This is a genomic window from Geminocystis sp. NIES-3709 (genome assembly GCF_001548115.1).
Lineage (GTDB): Bacteria > Cyanobacteriota > Cyanobacteriia > Cyanobacteriales > Cyanobacteriaceae > Geminocystis.
Genome location: NZ_AP014821.1, coordinates 4,068,194 through 4,086,415, shown reverse-complemented (window position 1 = coordinate 4,086,415; position 18,222 = coordinate 4,068,194). Strand labels below are relative to the sequence as shown.

14 protein-coding genes and 1 other RNA gene are annotated in these 18,222 nt (G+C 34.6%); 6 read left to right on the top strand and 9 right to left on the bottom strand.

What is annotated here, in order from left to right; all coding sequences use genetic code 11:
* Positions 1 to 23 precede the first annotated feature (23 nt).
* The 8 genes from GM3709_RS17335 to GM3709_RS17300 form a co-directional block, all read right to left on the bottom strand.
* Positions 24 to 2,930: a hybrid sensor histidine kinase/response regulator gene (locus GM3709_RS17335; RefSeq protein WP_060833045.1), complete on the bottom strand. Its 2,907-nt coding sequence runs from the start codon at positions 2,928 to 2,930 to the stop codon at positions 24 to 26.
* 346 nt (positions 2,931 to 3,276) lie between these two features.
* Positions 3,277 to 4,863 (bottom strand): type IV pilus twitching motility protein PilT, encoded by a 1,587-nt coding sequence (locus GM3709_RS17330; protein ID WP_060833044.1) that lies wholly within the window; start codon positions 4,861 to 4,863, stop codon positions 3,277 to 3,279.
* Between the two features lie 193 nt (positions 4,864 to 5,056).
* Complete coding sequence (purF, locus tag GM3709_RS17325) at positions 5,057 to 6,532, bottom strand: amidophosphoribosyltransferase (RefSeq protein WP_060833043.1); 1,476 nt, start codon at positions 6,530 to 6,532, stop codon at positions 5,057 to 5,059.
* 525 nt (positions 6,533 to 7,057) lie between these two features.
* Positions 7,058 to 8,818, bottom strand: coding sequence for a S8 family peptidase (locus tag GM3709_RS17320; protein ID WP_060833042.1), 1,761 nt, complete (start codon positions 8,816 to 8,818; stop codon positions 7,058 to 7,060).
* A 94-nt stretch (positions 8,819 to 8,912) separates the two neighbouring features.
* The gene (locus tag GM3709_RS17315) at positions 8,913 to 9,902 is read right to left on the bottom strand and encodes a GntR family transcriptional regulator (protein ID WP_060832908.1); all 990 of its coding nucleotides are present in this window, start codon (positions 9,900 to 9,902) and stop codon (positions 8,913 to 8,915) included.
* A 429-nt stretch (positions 9,903 to 10,331) separates the two neighbouring features.
* Positions 10,332 to 10,766, bottom strand: coding sequence for a CAAD domain-containing protein (locus tag GM3709_RS17310; RefSeq protein WP_060832907.1), 435 nt, complete (start codon positions 10,764 to 10,766; stop codon positions 10,332 to 10,334).
* 293 nt (positions 10,767 to 11,059) lie between these two features.
* Positions 11,060 to 11,500: an NUDIX hydrolase gene (locus GM3709_RS17305; protein WP_173645731.1), complete on the bottom strand. Its 441-nt coding sequence runs from the start codon at positions 11,498 to 11,500 to the stop codon at positions 11,060 to 11,062.
* A gap of 70 nt (positions 11,501 to 11,570) precedes the next feature.
* Complete coding sequence (locus GM3709_RS17300) at positions 11,571 to 12,782, bottom strand: RNA polymerase sigma factor, RpoD/SigA family (protein WP_173645730.1); 1,212 nt, start codon at positions 12,780 to 12,782, stop codon at positions 11,571 to 11,573.
* 325 nt (positions 12,783 to 13,107) lie between these two features.
* Between GM3709_RS17300 and rnpB the strand changes: the two genes are divergently transcribed.
* Positions 13,108 to 13,489: RNase P RNA component class A (rnpB, locus tag GM3709_RS17295), an RNA gene on the top strand.
* Positions 13,490 to 13,494: 5 nt separating this feature from the next.
* Here rnpB and GM3709_RS17290 read toward each other — a convergent pair.
* Positions 13,495 to 13,908: a Fur family transcriptional regulator gene (locus GM3709_RS17290; protein ID WP_060832905.1), complete on the bottom strand. Its 414-nt coding sequence runs from the start codon at positions 13,906 to 13,908 to the stop codon at positions 13,495 to 13,497.
* A gap of 412 nt (positions 13,909 to 14,320) precedes the next feature.
* On the opposite strand from GM3709_RS17290, the gene GM3709_RS17285 reads away from it, so the two are divergent.
* From GM3709_RS17285 to GM3709_RS17265, 5 genes are all read left to right on the top strand, one after another.
* Positions 14,321 to 14,890: a peroxiredoxin gene (locus GM3709_RS17285; protein WP_060832904.1), complete on the top strand. Its 570-nt coding sequence runs from the start codon at positions 14,321 to 14,323 to the stop codon at positions 14,888 to 14,890.
* A 141-nt stretch (positions 14,891 to 15,031) separates the two neighbouring features.
* Positions 15,032 to 15,760: a Bax inhibitor-1 family protein gene (locus tag GM3709_RS17280; protein ID WP_060832903.1), complete on the top strand. Its 729-nt coding sequence runs from the start codon at positions 15,032 to 15,034 to the stop codon at positions 15,758 to 15,760.
* A gap of 73 nt (positions 15,761 to 15,833) precedes the next feature.
* Positions 15,834 to 16,487: a DUF4033 domain-containing protein gene (locus GM3709_RS17275; RefSeq protein ID WP_060832902.1), complete on the top strand. Its 654-nt coding sequence runs from the start codon at positions 15,834 to 15,836 to the stop codon at positions 16,485 to 16,487.
* 6 nt (positions 16,488 to 16,493) lie between these two features.
* Positions 16,494 to 17,408, top strand: a complete 915-nt coding sequence (locus GM3709_RS17270; protein WP_060832901.1) for a lysylphosphatidylglycerol synthase domain-containing protein — start codon at positions 16,494 to 16,496, stop codon at positions 17,406 to 17,408.
* 42 nt (positions 17,409 to 17,450) lie between these two features.
* Positions 17,451 to 18,014, top strand: coding sequence for a hypothetical protein (locus tag GM3709_RS17265; protein ID WP_060832900.1), 564 nt, complete (start codon positions 17,451 to 17,453; stop codon positions 18,012 to 18,014).
* Positions 18,015 to 18,222 lie beyond the last annotated feature (208 nt).

Below are 18,222 nucleotides of genomic sequence, written 5' to 3'. Positions count from 1 at the left end.
CCTACCGTCACCAAAAAAACTTTTCAGCAAAGCCTAATTAGGTTTTCTATTGTTTCCAACAATTCTCTCTCATTGTAGGGCTTAGAAAAATAAGCATCTGCACCCAGATTAAACGCAATTTGACGATGTTTTTCACTACTGCGAGAAGTCAGCATGATAATAGGTAAGGATTGAAACTCAGATCTTCCCTTAACTTCTTCTAAAACTCCATAACCGTCCAAGTTGGGCATTTCAATATCACAAATTACGGCCTTAACGGATAAACCACTCAACAGTTTATCTACTGCTTCTTTTCCGTCTTTAGCTTCTTCCACCTGATAACCGGCTTTTTCAAGAGTGGAGGCTAGATAACGACGAATATTGATGGAATCATCGGTGATGAGAATAGTATTAGTATCTGGTGACAGAAATGAAGTTTGTGTAATGGAAGGAATTTGATTCTCTGTTAAAGATGTCTGAATCCAAGATACTGGATCGATTAAGAGTAATACTCCTCCATCTCCTAAAATCATGGAACTGATAACTCCTTCAGGTAAGGGAAGATAGGTTTCTATGGGGCGAATGGTGACTTCTTGATCTCCCCAATATCTTTCTACTTCTAATGCTCCGATCTTATTACCATCGCCGACAATCATTGCTACTGGTTGATTAATTATGGGATTGCCTGACATTTGCTTAGATTGATAGGGGCGGTTAAAGGTTAAAGTCTCTTTCAGGGAAATTAAGGGAATGATGTAGTTTTGCCAAGTTATTTGTCGAGAGTTTTTTTGTATCACTTGGGAAAGATTCAGAATTTCTCGAACACTGTTAATGGGTATGGCTAAAAATACTCCAGCGCTTTCGACAATCATCACTCTTAAAATAGAGGAGTTAAAAGGCACTGTTAAAGTGAATGTTGTACCTTTACCCATTTCGCTTGTAACTTGAATATCTCCTTCTATTTCCAGCAAGTTGGTTCGCACTACGTCCATGCCTATCCCTCGCCCTGAAAGTTCGGTGACTCGATCGGCAGTGCTAAAACCTGCGTCAAATATCTGATTTACCAATTGAGTTTGAGACATTTTTTGTATTTCTTCAATACTGATGCCTATTTCTTGCAGTCGTTGAGTAATTTTGTCTAAATTGATTCCTGCTCCATCGTCTTCAATGGTAATAATAGTTTTTGTACCTCGGTTGACGGCATTTAGTTTGATGTTGCCGATCGAGCTTTTTCCTTGTTCTTGACGACTTTGGGGAGATTCGATACCATGATCAAAGGCATTCCGAATTAAGTGTACCATCGGAGCATTCAAGGATTCAATCAAGGTGCGATCGAGGAGAGTGTTTTCTCCTTCTATGGTGAGGTGTACCTGTTTATGGAATTGAAGACTTAAATCTCGAATTAAACGGGGAAAACCTTTAACTAAGTCTCTGAAAGGACGCATCTGAATTTGAGTTACGTTTTTTTGAAGCGATCGCATGGTTTGATTTAGTTCCTCCATTCCTCGATTTACTTCCTGTAACTCTAGGTTAATATCAGTGCCGACTTCTTGTAACTGTACAACCGTCTCTATTTGCCCCTGAGAAATTAAATGAACTTCCGTATATCTATCCATCTCTAAAGCATCAAATTGCTCATTTAAAAGACCACTGGGAACATTTTTAGACGGCATACCAACAGCATTGACGACACTAACTATATCTGCTACAGAAGTGTGATCGTACCAATCACGCAAAAGCCGATTAGATTCTTCTAATTTATTCACCCGTTGATTCATTAACTCCACAAAGTTTTTCAATTGTTCTAAATGGGAGTTAACCCGATTACGTTCTAAAATTAATTTACCAAAGAAATTATTTAATTGTTCGACTTGTTCTGTTGAAATTCTGACAGTTTGACGAAGGGGAGTACTAGAAGTTACTGGTTTTCTTTGATTGATAATCGGTGTGCTAACCTCCTCTAGTGTCTCACTGAGGGCTTGAGATAAAGTATTTTCTAATAAGGCTAATTCTTCTTCAGGAATTAATTGCTCGTCGATTTCTTCTTGGGTATTATCCGTTAATAATTCATCCTCAAATAAGATTTCTTCTGAGATGGTACTATCAAGGGCATCACTCAAAAAAGATAAATCATCTTCATCCCAATTCAGTAAATTTTCTGCCAATGAATTTTCATCTTGCGGGATGAAAGTAAAATCTAAACGAGAGGGTAATTTATCCAAACTACCGCGCATAACCAATGCCAGAGAGCGACGCCATAACTTCAAACTCTCTTGAGAAAGAGTATTAATTTCTCCTATATCAATCATTTGGGCTTGTTCTTGAATAGACTGGCAAAGTTCAACTACTGGATTTAATTCTGCTAATTGAGCGCAAAAGGATAATTGTTCACAACTAGATTGCAAAGCCCATAGCAACTCATCCGCTGATAACTGTTCTATCTGAAGGGCAAAATTATCAATAATAGCCTGTGCTCCTTCCTCAAACATCAAAGCGGAAGAATCAATCTGCTCGTCTTGAGCAAACAAAATATCCTCATCTTCGGAGGTTAGCACTCCTAAGTACTTTTGTAATTGATTAAAAATAGGCTCTAAATTTTGACTTAAATCTTCTTTTTTTACTGACACTCCATGACGATGTAAGTTAGTGATGTGACGCATTTGATCCACTCCTTGTAATAAAAGAGTTTCGATCGAAACATCAATATTTGTCGAATGATAATGTACCCGTAAAATTTTCAAAAAATCCTCTAAACCATGGGCAACTTCACTTAAAATCAGAAATCCCATCATTCCAGCCCCCCCTTTCACTGAGTGGGCGGCTCTTAAAGCTAAGTCTATTTTTTCTGGCTCTGCGATCGTCGAACTAATGTGCAGTAATACCGACTCAATATTGTCAAAACACTCCTCTGCTTCATCGAGGAAATTCATTTTTATTTGATCTTGATCCATTGTTGTATTCTGTTAAATCTTTATAATTTCGATGGGCGATCAACTATTCGACATCAATCCTCTCCCACATCTCAGATAAAGAGATTGTTTGAGCTATAAATGCTTCTTTAAAACTTTGTTTAATAACTTTGTCTAACTATTTCGTCAAGGAGTAAGCCAGAACGCATCTAAGTTGACTAGTGAAGGTAGGCAAGAGGCAACAGTTAAGAGTTTCATAGTTTTTTATTACTAGAAAAAATGTAAATAAAATGCGTCTTAGCTTATCATCGGTATCTAAAATGAGTTATTAAGAGAGAATTTTGCTATAAGCCAGCCGTGAAATCTATTTCACGGTGGGATAACAGTATTAAATTCTGCCTCGTAACATCATTGCCATTTCATTGCGAGTTGGAGATCTTTCCAAGGCCGTTTCTTCAGTTATTCGTCCGTCTTGATAAAGACTAAATAAAGATTTATTCATAGTCATCATACCGTCATATTCTCCGTCAGCCATCAACATTCCGATTTCCTCATATTTATTACTGAGAATATAATCTTTTACTGTTTCTGTGTTGACAAGAATATCATGATAAGCGGCCCGTTTACCGTCTGTAGTACGGCACAATCCCTGAGCAATAATCGCCACCAAGGACTCTGCCAAAGCCGATCGAATTGCAGTTTGTTCTTCTGCGGTATATAAAGTAAAAATACGTTCCAAAGTTTTAATGGCATTGTTGGTGTGTAACGTACCCATAACTAAGTGACCGGTTTGTGCCGCTTTAAGAGCAGTGTTAACTGTTTCCTTATCCCGCATTTCTCCCACTAGAATAATATCAGGATCTTCCCGCAAAGCCGCTTTCAGGGCATTATCAAATTTAAGGGTATTCATCCCCACTTCTCTTTGTTTAATCAAGGCTTTACGACTTTTGTGAACAAATTCCACAGGATCTTCAATAGTAATAATATGTTTTGCTTGTTCACTGTTGATATAATCAATCATTGCCGCTAGAGTAGTTGATTTACCTGAACCAGTAGGCCCAGTAATCAAAATTAAGCCTTTATGAGCATCACAGACATCTTTAAATACAGGAGGAAGTCGTAGTTGCTCCAAAGTCAAGATTTTAATAGGAATTAATCGTAAAACTAAGGCAGGTCCATTTAAAGCATCAAAAACATTGATCCGAACCCTTGCAAAATCATATTGAGTCGCACCATCAAATTCTAATTCTTTCTTAAATTTTTGGATTTCCTCCTCTCGCATAATCTCTCTTAACCAACTCATGAAGGTATTGAGATCGATTTCAGGATATTGATCTAAAATAATCATTTCTCCTCGATCGCGCATACGAGGCAGTTCACCAACTCCTAAATGTACATCTGAGTAACCATTGTCATAGGCTAATTTAACCAATTCATTAAGAGAAAGTTGTCCGGGTGTTCTACCAGCCTGTGGAGAAGAACCACGAGCATTGGCTTGAGGACCCGGTCTTAAAGCTCCGGGAGAAGTCGATCGATCCATTGGTGTACCACGACGAACTCCTGTTTCTCCGGGTTTACCCTTAGCAGTTAGAGGAGGTGGAGTTAAAGGGGGAGGAGTCAGAGTTCGTTTTCCGCCGATAGGAACAGTAGGAGAACCTTTTGTCAGGGTATTTTTACCACCGAGGGGGGGTAAAGGTGGTGGAGTGAAATTAGGCGGTTTGCCAAGAGGTGGCATCCCATCTAAATTAATTTGAGTTTCTCCTTCTGGTTCAAAATCATCATTGTCGTCATCATCAAAATCTGGAATATCAAATCCTTGAGGGGGAATACTATTTTTAGTTAAAGAAGGAAAAGGACTATTAGCACTAACTCTGGTTTCATCTTCAATATCAGTCATTCCTTGGGGCTTAGTTTGAGGAATTAAAGGGGGTACAGGTAAAGGTTGCTTTCTCTCTCTTTCCGAAGATTGGGTCATGATTATTCTCTCTCATTCAAAAGATCTTACTGCTATTGTACTTTTAAACAATTAATAATTAACAAAATCAGTAGGCTCTGCTGAAAAAGTTTTTATATTTAAGCAAATAGAATCTCAAAAAATGGTTTGTGGAAATTTTCCCTCGATCATCATAACGATCGGATCATCTTTTTTATGGTCTATTTCTTATTATTTAAGATACTGTTTCGAGAATTAATTTCGATCGTTTTACATCTTCAGGAATATCAATAGGATAATGACCATTAAAACAAGCAGTACAAAAACTGTCAGGATTTTGGTTAGTCACTTTCAACATTCCCTCTTGAGATAAATAAGTTAACGTATCTACTTCAATTTGTCTTCCTATTTCCTCAACTTTTTTTGTCGCAGCAATTAAATGATCTTGACTGTCGGTGTCAATACCATAAAAACAAGGATGAGTAACAGGAGGGGAAGAAATTTTCATATGTACTTCTTTTGCTCCGGCATCTCTCAACGCCCGAACTATTTTACGGCTCGTAGTACCCCGCACGATCGAATCATCGATAATAATAATACGTTTTCCAGCTAAAACATCCTTGAGAGGATTGAGTTTCATTTTAATACCATGTTCTCTCATGTGTTGAGTCGGCTGAATGAATGTACGTCCTACATAACGATTTTTAATTAATCCTTCTTGATAAGTAATACCCGTATAACGAGAATATCCGATCGCAGCAGGAATACCTGAATCTGGTACACCCATCACCATATCAGCATCAATCAGAGATTCTTTAGCTAATTGTTCCCCCAATCTTAAACGATAAGCATAAAGACTATCATTGCCCATAATACTATCAGGACGGGCAAAATAAATCATTTCAAATACGCATAACTTATGTTGTGTTTTTTCAGCCCACTGAATAGAAGATAATCCTTCTTCCGTAATCCAAACCAACTCGCCCGGTTCAACATCTCGGATATATTCAGCACCAATAATATCCAATGCACAAGTTTCGGATGCTAAAACATAGCGAATAGGATTTCCGTCCTCCTCCATTTTACCGATAACTAGAGGACGAATACCATAAGGATCTCTTGCCCCAATTATACCCACCGATGTACCAATAACTAAACTATAAGCTCCTTGACACCATTTAAAGGCACTAATGGCCGCTTCTACCCAATCTTTCCCACTGTCCACTTCTTTTCCCATCATCAAGCCGATCATTTCTGAGTCTGTAGTAGTAATAAACTCACAGTTACGCTTATTCAACTCTTCTCTTAACTCTACAGTATTAACTAAATTACCATTATGTGCAAGAGCTAATTTACCTCTTTTTGTATTAATAACTGCCGGTTGTGCATTAACCTGTAAACTAGAGCCAGTAGTAGAATAGCGAGTATGACCTATGGCAATTTTACCCGGTAGATTAGTTAAAATGGACTCATTGAAAACTTGAGATACTAAACCCATGTTTTTGTAACAATAACAGGCTTCCCCGTCAAAAGTGGCAATTCCTGCAGATTCTTGTCCTCTATGTTGTAGTGCGTACAGTCCAAAGTAAGCTAATTTAGCGACTGATTCTTCTGGGGCATAAACGCCAAAAACGCCACAGGCTTCTTCAGGTTTATCTCCTCTGGAAATGAGGGAATGTTCATCGATTACATTGTATTGGTTGTCCTTCATATTTTGTCCGGGATTTTTCTCTACCAGCTCAGTTAAATATTTTTATCTCGCACAAGGTCAATCTTAACAGACTTTAAGGGCATTATTCCTATTTTCTTTAACCCATTCTTAAACTATTCGACTTATACTGTTATCTTCTTAAGAATCTAAATAGTACCCACAATAAACATAAAAGGAAGCATCTTAGGTTTCGATCGTACCTTATCTCAATGCAAAATGTATTAGTAATATGAAGATATTAGTTGTTGGGTATTAGATAAAATAATTGATGAAAAACTGTTAACAATTGATTTTACTTAGATTAATTTAATTAAATAATTCAATCAGATTTGGTATTTTTAGAATCTAAAACCTAAAGCCTAAAACCTACTTACATCAAGGATTTTTTCTCGAACTCAGGTGATCGTGTAGAGATGACTTAAACATTAATAAAGCATAAATAATGTAAAAGACATTGTTAATTGTTTTGTATTGTGTTGGGTTATTTTATCCTTAACCCAACTGATGAAATGAAAAGTTTAAAAACTAAACTATGGACGTAGAATTAAGAGTTTTACTAGCTAAACTAGCCAAATAAAAGCAAATTACAGCATTAACCAATAAGAAAATTTGAGAGGCTAAACCATAACCAAAACCCCACACAAAAGGATTAGTAAAAGCGGTAATTGTTAAACAAGAAGCAACTCCCAAAGTGCAACCGATCGAAATCCATTTCAGTATAGGATGACTTAGAAATAAGAGAATTAAAATAAGAGGAATTAAAGCACTAGCAAAAAAAGGATTTAAGCTAGTTGTACCCATTACTACGTTACCCAATTCTGGTACTGAACTACCCATTAGACGAAGAGGCCATTGAGGTAAGTCAAAAATATACAATCCTTGTAAAAAGAATAGTCCACTACTGCCCGTAACTAAGCCTGTGGCTAAACTGAGATTAAAGGTGAGGTAATTGCGCAAAAACCATGCTAATAGATATGAACCTAAAACCATTCCTAATTTTGGTAGTAAAGTAATTGTGCCACCGTCTAACCAGAATCCGGGATTTAAGTAACCACTATTTTTTAACCATCGTAAAAAGTCTTTGGGAGTGATTTTTCCTTTCAAAGCTAATTTTACCGCTTGACCCGCATCGAGTTGTCCTGCACCATAATGGTTTAAGGGATCTTTTTCAATTTTACGAGCAGATTGAATTAATATTTCTCGCACTTCATCGGGATTTTCAACTCCTGTGGCTTTAATTAAGGCGGCAACTCCTGCAACGTGAGGTGAAGCCATACTTGTACCCTGAAAACCAATAAAACTGGGTTTATTATCAACGATCGTTTCTTGAATAATTTTACCTGTTTCACTGCCTCCGGGAGCAGATATATCAACTCCTGCACCAAAATTAGAGTAAGGTGCTTTATTACCTACGGAATCAGTGGCAGCAACGCTGATTATTTGAGGATAACGGGCGGGAAATGAGGCTGAATTGCGATTTTCATTACCTGCGGCGGCGATGATTACGACTCCTTTATCATGGGCATATTGAATTGCATCTCGCATCAGTTGGCTATCTCCTCCTCCTCCTAAACTCATATTAATTACATCTGCATTATGATCTGTTGCAAATTTGATAGCTTCAGCTATATCGGCTACCGTACCCCCGTTTACTCCTAATACTTTTAAGGGCATTATTTTTGCTTGATAAGCGATTCCTGCTACTCCATAATTATTATTGGTGGATTGGGCGATCGTACCAGCTACATGAGTACCATGTCCTACATCATCTTGGGCATCGGTTTTATTATTGACAAAATCATAACCTTCCACAAACTCAGTTTGATCTAAATCAGGTACTTTGGTTACTCCTGTGTCAATGACAGCAACAGTTATGCCTTCACCTTTAGTTTCATCCCATGCTTGTTCAACATTGATACTGCGTAAATTCCACTGTTGGGTATATTGAGGATCGTTGGGTTGTTCTAAACTATGATAAATATAATTCGGTTCTATATACTCTATTTCTTCTTTGAGATCTGATTGACGTAATTTTTTAATAGTCTTTTTATCTCCCTCAATGATATAAATTCTTTCTGGTTCGGAAAATATACTATTTAAAATGGGTATTTCTTGGATTTTTGAAGCGATCGTAGATAAATTCTGTTCTAATGTATTGGCAGGAATATCTTGACGAAAATTAATGATAATAGAGTTAAATTCGCCTTTGGTTGCTAATCCTTTGAAGTTAAATAAAGCAAACCCTAAACCGATTATAAAGACGGAAATAAGTAATAGTTTTTTCATAGTGATTACAGAGTAGCGATCTTGATAATCATTATACAGCGATCGTTAGATTATTCGGAACTGACACACATAAATTAATAAAAATCATCTACGATTAGTGATTACTAATTCCTAACTCCCTTTTTAAAAGATCGATCGATTTTTCCCCAATATAACTATTGCTACAGATAATCTGCGGAAGACGAATTAAGTCTTCTTGTACCTGTTTAACCGTTTGTTTCACTATTAAATAACTATGAGGATCACAAATAATAGTATGAGCAGTACAAACTAAGTTTATTAATTTTTGTTTATTGTTTCCTTGAGCGGTGAGAATAGTAATATCATTCCCTCTCAAACTATGAACTAAAATCTCTGCAACTCTCAAAATACCTCCACTTAAACTCACAATTCCTAAATAAGAGTTTTGAGGTAGTTTTTTAATAATTTGTAATTCCTGTTTATAATCATAAATATCAATAGGAATAACCCTCGTAGATTCAGGATTAACTATTTCTAAAACTTGATGAATAAAATAACGACTTGTCACCACTGTAACGGAATTAATCTCATTTAAGACCAAATTTAGTTCTTCCATCGGTACTAATTGTATTGGTATCATTAAGGCTTTTTCCAATTCTAATACCATTAATTTTCCTGTGCTTAAGTCTGTCACCGGTACGGTAACTAGAAGTAATGCACGACACCGAAGTCTCCAATTTACTTCCTCTAAAAATAATTGTTTAATCTGCTCCAAATTACACCCTTGTTGTAGAAGATTATCTATCCCAGTTTTGATAACTTTTTCGGCATCAGGATAAGATTGTAATAAACAGGAGGGTGATTTGCTTGTATAATCATTTCCTTGTATTTTAACGTACATACCGGATCCAGCGATCGATTCTACTAACCCTTTTTCTTCCAGTTGTTTATAAACTTTACTAATTGTATTTCTATGTAACCCTGTTAGAATAGCTAGTTGTCTTGTACTAGGTAAACGATGACCTGGAGGATATTGACGAGATGCGATCGCAAATTGAATTTGATCACTTAATTGTTGAGAAGGAGAAATATTGCCATCGGGTTGAATACGAAAATAGAACATAAGTAGAGTTTGCTAAAAAAGTATTCTTAGAAGGTGTTAAAATTACCTCATTTCGATGAAAAAATATAGTTGAAAGGGGATAGCTATCAGCTATTATTAAATTAAATTTCTTGTAAACATTAGTAATTGATTACTTCTTCTTTAATGGAAAAAAGACTAAAAGCTAACTGCTAAGAACTAAAAGCTAATCGCTACTTTCACCCATAAATTTTATAGCTCTCTCAGGTAAAATGTTATGGTAATTTTTGTAGGTGAAAGAGAAGGAGTAAGATAAAGTCATAAGTACATATTTTTATTTTTTATTGTTTGTTTTTAAGAATATTATCTTCTCCACTATCTACTATTCATTATTCATAAGTCCTGATTAACAAATGACAAATGATACGAAATCCCCCACCTTTTAAGTGAGGGTAATATTCACTACAAGAATTAACCTTGAGTTTTCCCGCCTAATATTTGTTTTTTCAAGCTATCAAATTCACCAAATAACTCTTGACGAGTAGAAGCCTTGAGTAAATAACGAGTTACAAACCAAGCGGTATATCCTAATCCTACTAATTCCAAAATAGAAGATAATAAGGGGATATTATCGATCGCATCTAACACTGATAAAGTGACATAAACAGTAATACTGGCGGTAATAATTAAGCCAAAAGTAGTTAAGGGTTGTTTATAATCAGAAAAGAAATTGCCTAACTCGTCTGGCAGTTTTGCTAAATAATCAATGATTACATTTATCCATTCTTGCCAATCACTATCTCCAGAAGCAGGAGTCGTGGCAGTAGTAATAACACCAGCAACATCATCATTAAAAGGGGTGTTATTTTGAGTTTGAGTTTCTTGTTCGTAGGCTTGAGATTCCATAGAAATTTATCTCCGAATGTAATTTATAAGAGAGTTCTGTATTAGTCAGATTTATTATTTAATCTACTGACTTTATAGCAGAATTTATATGAGACAATAACATTTTTTTGATTCTGCATATTGTTATTAGACTATATTTCTGCGAAATTGACTATAAAATTTTGAAAACCAACCCCATATTTAAGATTAAGTTAATAAGCTCAGACGCATCCAAGTAAAATAATATTGAGGGTAGGTAATAAGCAAAAAGAAACAAATAAGCATTTTTCGTTTGGTGTTCTCTAATTCACCGATTAACAATATCGAATGGGAGGACGAATATGATAATTACGATAGTGTAGATAATCTTGTAAAATCAAATCGTGATCAAAACATAGATTGTTAGGAATTTCCCATATATTAAAAATTCCTAAATTAAGAGCATCATCAGCCGGTTTTGGTTGTCCGATCGCACTGGCAATGAATACTATACTCATGGTATGTTTTCTGGAGTCTCTAGCTGGATCAGAATATACTTGAAACTGCTCAATCAACTTAACATTAAGACTAACTTCTTCTAACGCTTCTCTCATAGCTGCATTTTCCACTGATTCCCCATAATCCATAAATCCTCCGGGTATTGCCCAACCAAAAGGCTCATGTTTACGCTCAATCAAAATAATTGGACGATGAGGTTGATCGACAAGTTCAATGATAATATCTACTGTAGGAGAAGGATTCTGATAAACAATCATAGTCAGTAAGAGTGCGGAATTTAGTGTTTAAAAATCATCAACATCTTACCACTCTAAAACTAGAAGAAATTTAACTATTAATTATTTCTAAATAATCCCGCAACTGTTTTTCTTGATTTGGTTGTCTTAATTTTTGAATAGCTTTAGCCTGAATTTGTCTCACTCTTTCTCTTGATAAATTCATCATAGATGCAGTATCACTTAAAGAGTAAATTTTGCCATTTTCAAAACCAAAACGCAATCGTAGAATTTTTTGTTCTCTTTCATTTAAACTAGACATCATTAGCTGTAAATCTTGTTGCATCGATACTCGCATCAAGTTTTCTTCCGGCGTATCCGATTCTGCTTCAATTAATTCCACTAATTCAGTATTATAATCTTCTCCTACTTTCATTTCTAAAGAAATCGATCGAGGAATTTGATTTAAAAATTGTCGCAATTGAGGTGCTGTCATGTTCATTTTTTGAGCAATCTCATCTACTGTTGCCATACGTCCCAAAGTTTGAGATAACTGCCTTTGAACTTTTTTGAGTAAATTTAATCTTTCTGTAATATGAATAGGTATTCTAATTGTACGACCTTGAGTGGCGATCGCTCTTGTCATACCCTGACGAATCCACCAATAGGAATAAGTGCTAAAGTGATAACCTTTGGTATAGTCAAATTTCTCTACTGCTTTTTCTAAGCCCAAAGTACCCTCTTGAATTAAATCTAATAGCTCTAAACCACGATTTTGATACTTTTTAGCGATCGAAACCACTAAACGCAAATTAGCCTTAATCATCATTTGTTTAGCCTTAATGCCATCAGCAAGAGTTTTATCTAGTTCTTCTATCGTCAAATTAGCCAAACTAGCCCATTTTTGTTTACCTTCCAAAATAATTTTTTGCAATACTGGAACAGAAATACTTAATTTATTCGCCATGATTTCCACAGTGGGAGGTTGGGAGTGATGCCCTGCCAAAGAATCATAAGAAGACATTACACGGATATATTCCCTAAGTTCGGGTACGGAGTCATTTTGTTCTTTGATTTGATGGAGAGATTGTGCTGTTTGTATTTGCCTAGCTAAAGTTATTTCTTCTTCTTTACTCAATAAACGAATGCGCCCAATATCACGGAGATACAGGCGCATTAAATCACGAGAGTTTATGTTTTGAATGTTTTGAGATGGTGGAGTTGGAAAATTTAAAGTCGGTGAGTCATGAGGAGGATAAGGAGAATGAGAAGTTGACGAAACCGATGAGCGATCGTTTACTGGTTGAAAATAAAACTTTGACATAATCTCTGTTCCTTCCCTAAAATGACTAAAGATTAATATGAATTTAAGTTATTTTAAATTCTAACTTTCCCTCAATATACAATAAAAAAAACAAATTGAGTCATTTTTGCTATAAAAATTTAAAATCCCAAGAATTATTAAAAAAAGTATCGATCGAAAATTAAATTAATTTATCACAAAATCAAAAGTTATGAAAATTAGATAAATTGATATTTGAGAAAAATTTAGAGATATTTGAGTTTTCAAATCGAAAAGTGAAATTAATTAATTGAATTGTTAATAACCGATCTAAATTACTAAATTAGATGATATATTTGAGAAGAAAGAGAGTAAGAGTGGTAGTTGCAAACTAAATTTGTCCTGTGAGTTTAGTTTGAGGAAAGTCCGGACTCCCGAAAGATCAAACTTGCTGGGTAACGCCCAGTGCGCGTGAGCGTGAGGATAGTGCCACAGAAAAATACCGCCTTAATTATTTTAAGGTAAGGGTGCAAAGGTGTCGGTAAGAGCGCACCAGCAGTATCGAGAGGTACTGGCTCGGTAAACCCCGGTGGGGAGCAAGGTCGGAGGAATTATGGTTGATCTTTTCCCGATTCCGTCTTCGGTGTACCGCTTGAGGTGATTAGTAATATTCATCCTAGATAGATAACTACCCCTTTAATTCAATGAATTTTGAGGAACAGAACCCGGCTTACTCCTTACTCTCTTTTTTCTTTTAACATCGATCGCATTTACCCTGCACAATCACTTCATATTGATCTACTTCTAAGCCCGATCGTAACTTATTTAAACTGAGATTAGAAAAAGATTCCCAGCTAATATCTTCAATTTGACCACAACACCGACAGCGAAAATGATGATGAGGAAAAATATTAGCATCATAACGACATACGCCTTCTTCCAATAACACTTCACGAATTAACCCGACATCTCTAAGAGTTTGCAAGGAAAGATAAATCGTTGCCTGAGATAGAGTAGGTGCATCTTGATTAAGATCTTTTAAAATCTGTTCCGCAGTGGGGTGATCACTACGATGGAGTAAATTAGAATATACAGCAAAACGCTGAGGAGTAATTCTTAATCCTTTTGATTTTAAGGTTTGGATGATTTTATCGGCTTGTTTTGGCATGGCAAAATTGAAATTGATTTCACTGCAATTAGCTGTAAATTTAACATCAGTTCGACACAGAATTTATGGGTAAGGGTAAGGTATTCGGTGTTAAGTATTCGTTATTCGGTAAATAATTGATGAAAAACCATTAACAATTGATTTTATTTAGATTTATTTGATTAAATAATTAAACAGATTTAGGAAAATTAATCTAAACCCTTAAACCTAAAACCCACCCACATCAAAGATTTTTTTCATCGAACTCAGGTTAAATTTATACAACTCCTTATTAACTATACGTTAACAAAAATGAGTGATTATTGTTATTGACAAATTCTTAAATAAGAGTTATTCTTAGATAGGAAGTAAAAACTTCCAGACTTACCAAACTAAGTGTAAAGTTTTATTAATCGTTATTGTAGAGGTAAATATGGCTGTTATCGAAAAAGTACCTAGTGTTGTATTTAAAACCCGTGTTCGTGATGAATCTATACAACCTAACCCCTACCGTTGGGAAGATAAAACCACTGAAGAAATTTTTGCCGGAAAGAAAGTAGTTGTATTCTCTTTACCCGGTGCATTTACTCCTACTTGTTCTTCTAATCATCTTCCTCGCTATGAAGAATTATACGAAGAATTTAAAGCTGTCGGTGTTGATGAAATCATCTGTGTATCTGTAAATGATGCTTTCGTTATGTTCAAATGGGGTAAAGAAATCGGTGCTAAAAATGTGTTTTTATTACCCGATGGTAACGGCGAATTTACTCGCAAAATGGGAATGTTAGTTGATAAGTCTAATGTAGGATTTGGTACTAGATCTTGGCGTTACTCTATGTTAGTAAATGATATGACCATTGAAAAAATCTTTGTTGAACCGGGTTTTTCTGACAACTGTCCTACAGATCCTTTTGAAGTATCTGATGCTGATACAATGTTAGCTTATCTCAAAGGTGAAACCCCTGCTGGAGTTTCCGAACCTCGTAAAGAGTTTGTGGGTTAATAATTCTAGTAAGTTCCACTTTAAAAGAAAATAATTACTAAGGAGGGGTTAAGTATTCCTCCATTTTTTTGTTGAAAGATTTATTCTCGACATTTTTGTTAAATTAGAAAATATAGCTAAATCAATTTAGAACAAAATCCTATGACAACAACAAGTAATTTTCGGGATGCAATCAAAAAAGCTAAAGATCAATCTTTAGTAGGTCCTAATGTTATTAATAAAGCATTACCCTATCTTGGCGGTGGCTTAGTATTAACAGCAGTAGGTACTTATGGTGGATTGGGCATGATTCAATCCAACCCTGCTTTATTTATGCCTACTTTTATTGGTGCCATAATTGCTCAATTAGTTCTCTTTTTTGTGGTTAGAGGCATCGCTGAAAGGGCAAATAACAGTACTGCCTTACCTCTTTTAACTGTTTATAGTCTTTTAACTGGTTATACTCTCAGTGGTATTGTTTATGTGGCTTTAGGCACTGATGGAGTAGGTATTAATGGAGTTGCGATCGCTGCTTTAGGTTGTGGTATAACTTTTGTAATAGCTAGAAATATTGGCTCAAATCTGGGTGATGAAGACGGATTAGCTTTAACGAAGACTGTACAATTAGGAATAATAGCTCTTTTTGTAGTTATTCTTTTACAGTTAGTTTTTAGTCTGTTTGGCATTTTTACTCCTACTTGGTTAGAAATTGGTATTTCTGGTTTAGGGGTATTTTTATTTGCGGGTGCATCGGTGGTAGATTTTTATATCTTACCTCGCGCTTATCGTGATGAGCAGTATTTATGTGCCGCCCTTTCTATGTATCTTACTTATATCAATCTTTTTGTCTTTATCCTTCGATTATTGATTGCTATTAATAGTCGTGACTAATCGATGAACAATGTACAATTAACAATTAACAATTAACAATTAACAATTAAAAAGGGTAACAATTAATTAGTCTATGAATGTAATAGAAAAAACTGAATATCATGATAACTTAATCGATCGAGTTTTTATTGCTTTATTTTCTCGAAAAATGGCGAAAGCAGTCGGTACAAATACTTCTTTTAAAGGTTATGAAGGTTTTGTTGATTTGTCTCAGAAAATCATGAACGGAAGAACAGCTCAACAACAACAAGAGTTAGTCTCGATCGTGCTAAAATCCTTAGTACCATCCTCAGTTTTATATTTAATTCGTACTTTTTTTTCTCCCACTAAATGGGTATGTGAATCTAATGCTTGGTTTGCCACTATTTTATTTGAATGGTTAGTAGGAAAATCAGATATTCAAGAAGTAGAAATAATCACAAAAAATAATCAAATTCTTACCCAAAAAAGTGGTGTTAAAATTCAAAAATGTAGATATTTAGAGGAAAGTGGTTGCGTGGGAATGTGTATTAATATGTGTAAATTACCCACTCAAAAATTTTTTACGGAGTCTTTTGGTATTCCTTTAACCATGACTCCTAATTTTGAAGACTTTAGTTGTGAAATGATTTTCGGTAAATATCCCCCTCATTTAGAAACAGAAGAAGCTAGTAATCAACCTTGTTTAAAAACCCATTGTCCCACAGCAAGTTATTCTTCTCAACCCTGTCCAAAAATTTATAATTAGGCGGTAATGAGGTTAATTAAACAGTTTTTTCGATGGTTTATATTAGGTTTAACTGCTTTTTTTATCATCTCTACATTTTACAAAAATTGGCAAGAAGTAATTAATATTAAATTTACTTTTTTTACCTTTTTGATCTTTTTTATTAGTATATTTTTAAATATTATAGGACATACTTTTTCTGCTTGGGTTTGGACTTGGATTTTAAATCTTTTTCACACAAAATTACAGGGTTTAAAAGCTATTAATATTTATCTAATTACTAATATCAGTAAATATTTACCCGGTAATGTTTGGCATTTTTTGGGAAGGGTTAAAGCTATTCAAAGTGAAGGAGATAGTTTATCGATCGCAACGATTAGTGTTATAATTGAACCATTATTAATGGCAGTTTCAGCATTATTAATAACTCTAATTAGTGCGAGTTTTGGAATAATTAAAATAAATTTTTCAATAATATTTTTACTAATTTTATGTTTAATTATTACTATTTTAATCGGAATTCATCCGAAAATTATTAATCCAATATTAACTAAATTAGCTAAAAGTAAAGCCAGTAATGAAAGTGCAAAATTAACTAAATATCCTTTGTTACCCTTATTTGGAGAAATTATTTTTTTACTTTTAAGAGGATTCGCTTTTTTATCTCTTTTAATGGCTTTAATGCCCGTTGAATTAAGTTTAATTCCTCAAGTTTTAAGTACTTTTAGTTTTGCTTGGTTATTAGGTTTAATTGTACCCGGTTCACCCGGAGGAATTGGTATTTTTGAAGTCACTATAATTGCTACTTTTGATTCGACAATTTTTCCCTCACAAATAGTCTTAGTCGTCATAGCATTATTTAGAATTAGTAGTCTTTTAGCCGAAATAATTACGGCAGGAATAGCATTTTTAGTTAACAAGTTTATCCAATTTAATTCATAATATTTATAATTTTTACAAACAACCAATATTAAAAAAAAGTCTATGAATAATTCTAATAATTCTGAATTGATTTTTCCTATTTCTCCTCTCATCAAAATAACTTTGCTTAATCTTTATTTTGCTTTAACTATTCCTCTTCCTTTTTTAGCTAAATTTACCGCTGTGACTTTTCCTTTATGGCTTCTTTGGTTGCTATTAATCCTAGGCTCGATCGTGCTTATAATAGTATTAAGTGAAAGAGTGATAATCAATCAAGAAGAAATTAAAGTTTGCTATCCTAAATGGGTAAACTGGTTATGGCGTAAGGGATGGAGTTTGAGATGGGAAGAAATTGATAGCTTAAAAATGCGTACTACTGGACAAGGAGGGTTAGTATATTATTTTATCACAAAAAAGAAGGATAAAGCCTATTTATTACCCATGAGAGTTGCAGGGTTTAATTCTATGGTAACAGAAGTTCAAAACAAGACTAACATTGATACAACGGATATTCGTCCTTTAGCGCAACCTTGGATGTATATTTTTCTTTTAATTTTCACCTTTTTTCTCTCGTTAGTAGATATTTGGACAATTTCTACTGCTTTAAATGGATCAATTTATCATTAGTTAGTAATATTTGATACGATAGGAGTTAGTTTTAATTACTCGTAAAAATACAATATATTTTTAACATTAATTATTTATAATATAAAATCCAATTATTTTGATCAAAATTTTTAGAAAAATTAAAAAATATTGATCGACAGAAAGACGAGTATTAGTTGTTATGATTAACTAGCTTTTCTAAAATGGCTATTTTATCAGCGTGCAGAGT

Bases quoted from the DNA above. Each gene is read 5' to 3' on its own strand.
- GM3709_RS17330 (WP_060833044.1), bottom strand. From the start codon at position 4,863: ATGACCCAATCTTCGGAAAGAGAGAGAAAGCAACCTTTACCTGTACCC.
- GM3709_RS17300 (WP_173645730.1), bottom strand. From the start codon at position 12,782: ATGTCAAAGTTTTATTTTCAACCAGTAAACGATCGCTCATCGGTTTCG.
- GM3709_RS17265 (WP_060832900.1), top strand. From the start codon at position 17,451: ATGAATAATTCTAATAATTCTGAATTGATTTTTCCTATTTCTCCTCTC.
- GM3709_RS17270 (WP_060832901.1), top strand. From the start codon at position 16,494: ATGAGGTTAATTAAACAGTTTTTTCGATGGTTTATATTAGGTTTAACT.
- purF (WP_060833043.1), bottom strand. From the start codon at position 6,532: ATGAAGGACAACCAATACAATGTAATCGATGAACATTCCCTCATTTCC.
- GM3709_RS17275 (WP_060832902.1), top strand. From the start codon at position 15,834: ATGAATGTAATAGAAAAAACTGAATATCATGATAACTTAATCGATCGA.
- GM3709_RS17280 (WP_060832903.1), top strand. From the start codon at position 15,032: ATGACAACAACAAGTAATTTTCGGGATGCAATCAAAAAAGCTAAAGAT.
- GM3709_RS17290 (WP_060832905.1), bottom strand. From the start codon at position 13,908: ATGCCAAAACAAGCCGATAAAATCATCCAAACCTTAAAATCAAAAGGA.
- GM3709_RS17335 (WP_060833045.1), bottom strand. From the start codon at position 2,930: ATGGATCAAGATCAAATAAAAATGAATTTCCTCGATGAAGCAGAGGAG.
- GM3709_RS17315 (WP_060832908.1), bottom strand. From the start codon at position 9,902: ATGTTCTATTTTCGTATTCAACCCGATGGCAATATTTCTCCTTCTCAA.
- GM3709_RS17285 (WP_060832904.1), top strand. From the start codon at position 14,321: ATGGCTGTTATCGAAAAAGTACCTAGTGTTGTATTTAAAACCCGTGTT.
- GM3709_RS17305 (WP_173645731.1), bottom strand. From the start codon at position 11,500: ATGATTGTTTATCAGAATCCTTCTCCTACAGTAGATATTATCATTGAA.
- GM3709_RS17310 (WP_060832907.1), bottom strand. From the start codon at position 10,766: ATGGAATCTCAAGCCTACGAACAAGAAACTCAAACTCAAAATAACACC.
- GM3709_RS17320 (WP_060833042.1), bottom strand. From the start codon at position 8,818: ATGAAAAAACTATTACTTATTTCCGTCTTTATAATCGGTTTAGGGTTT.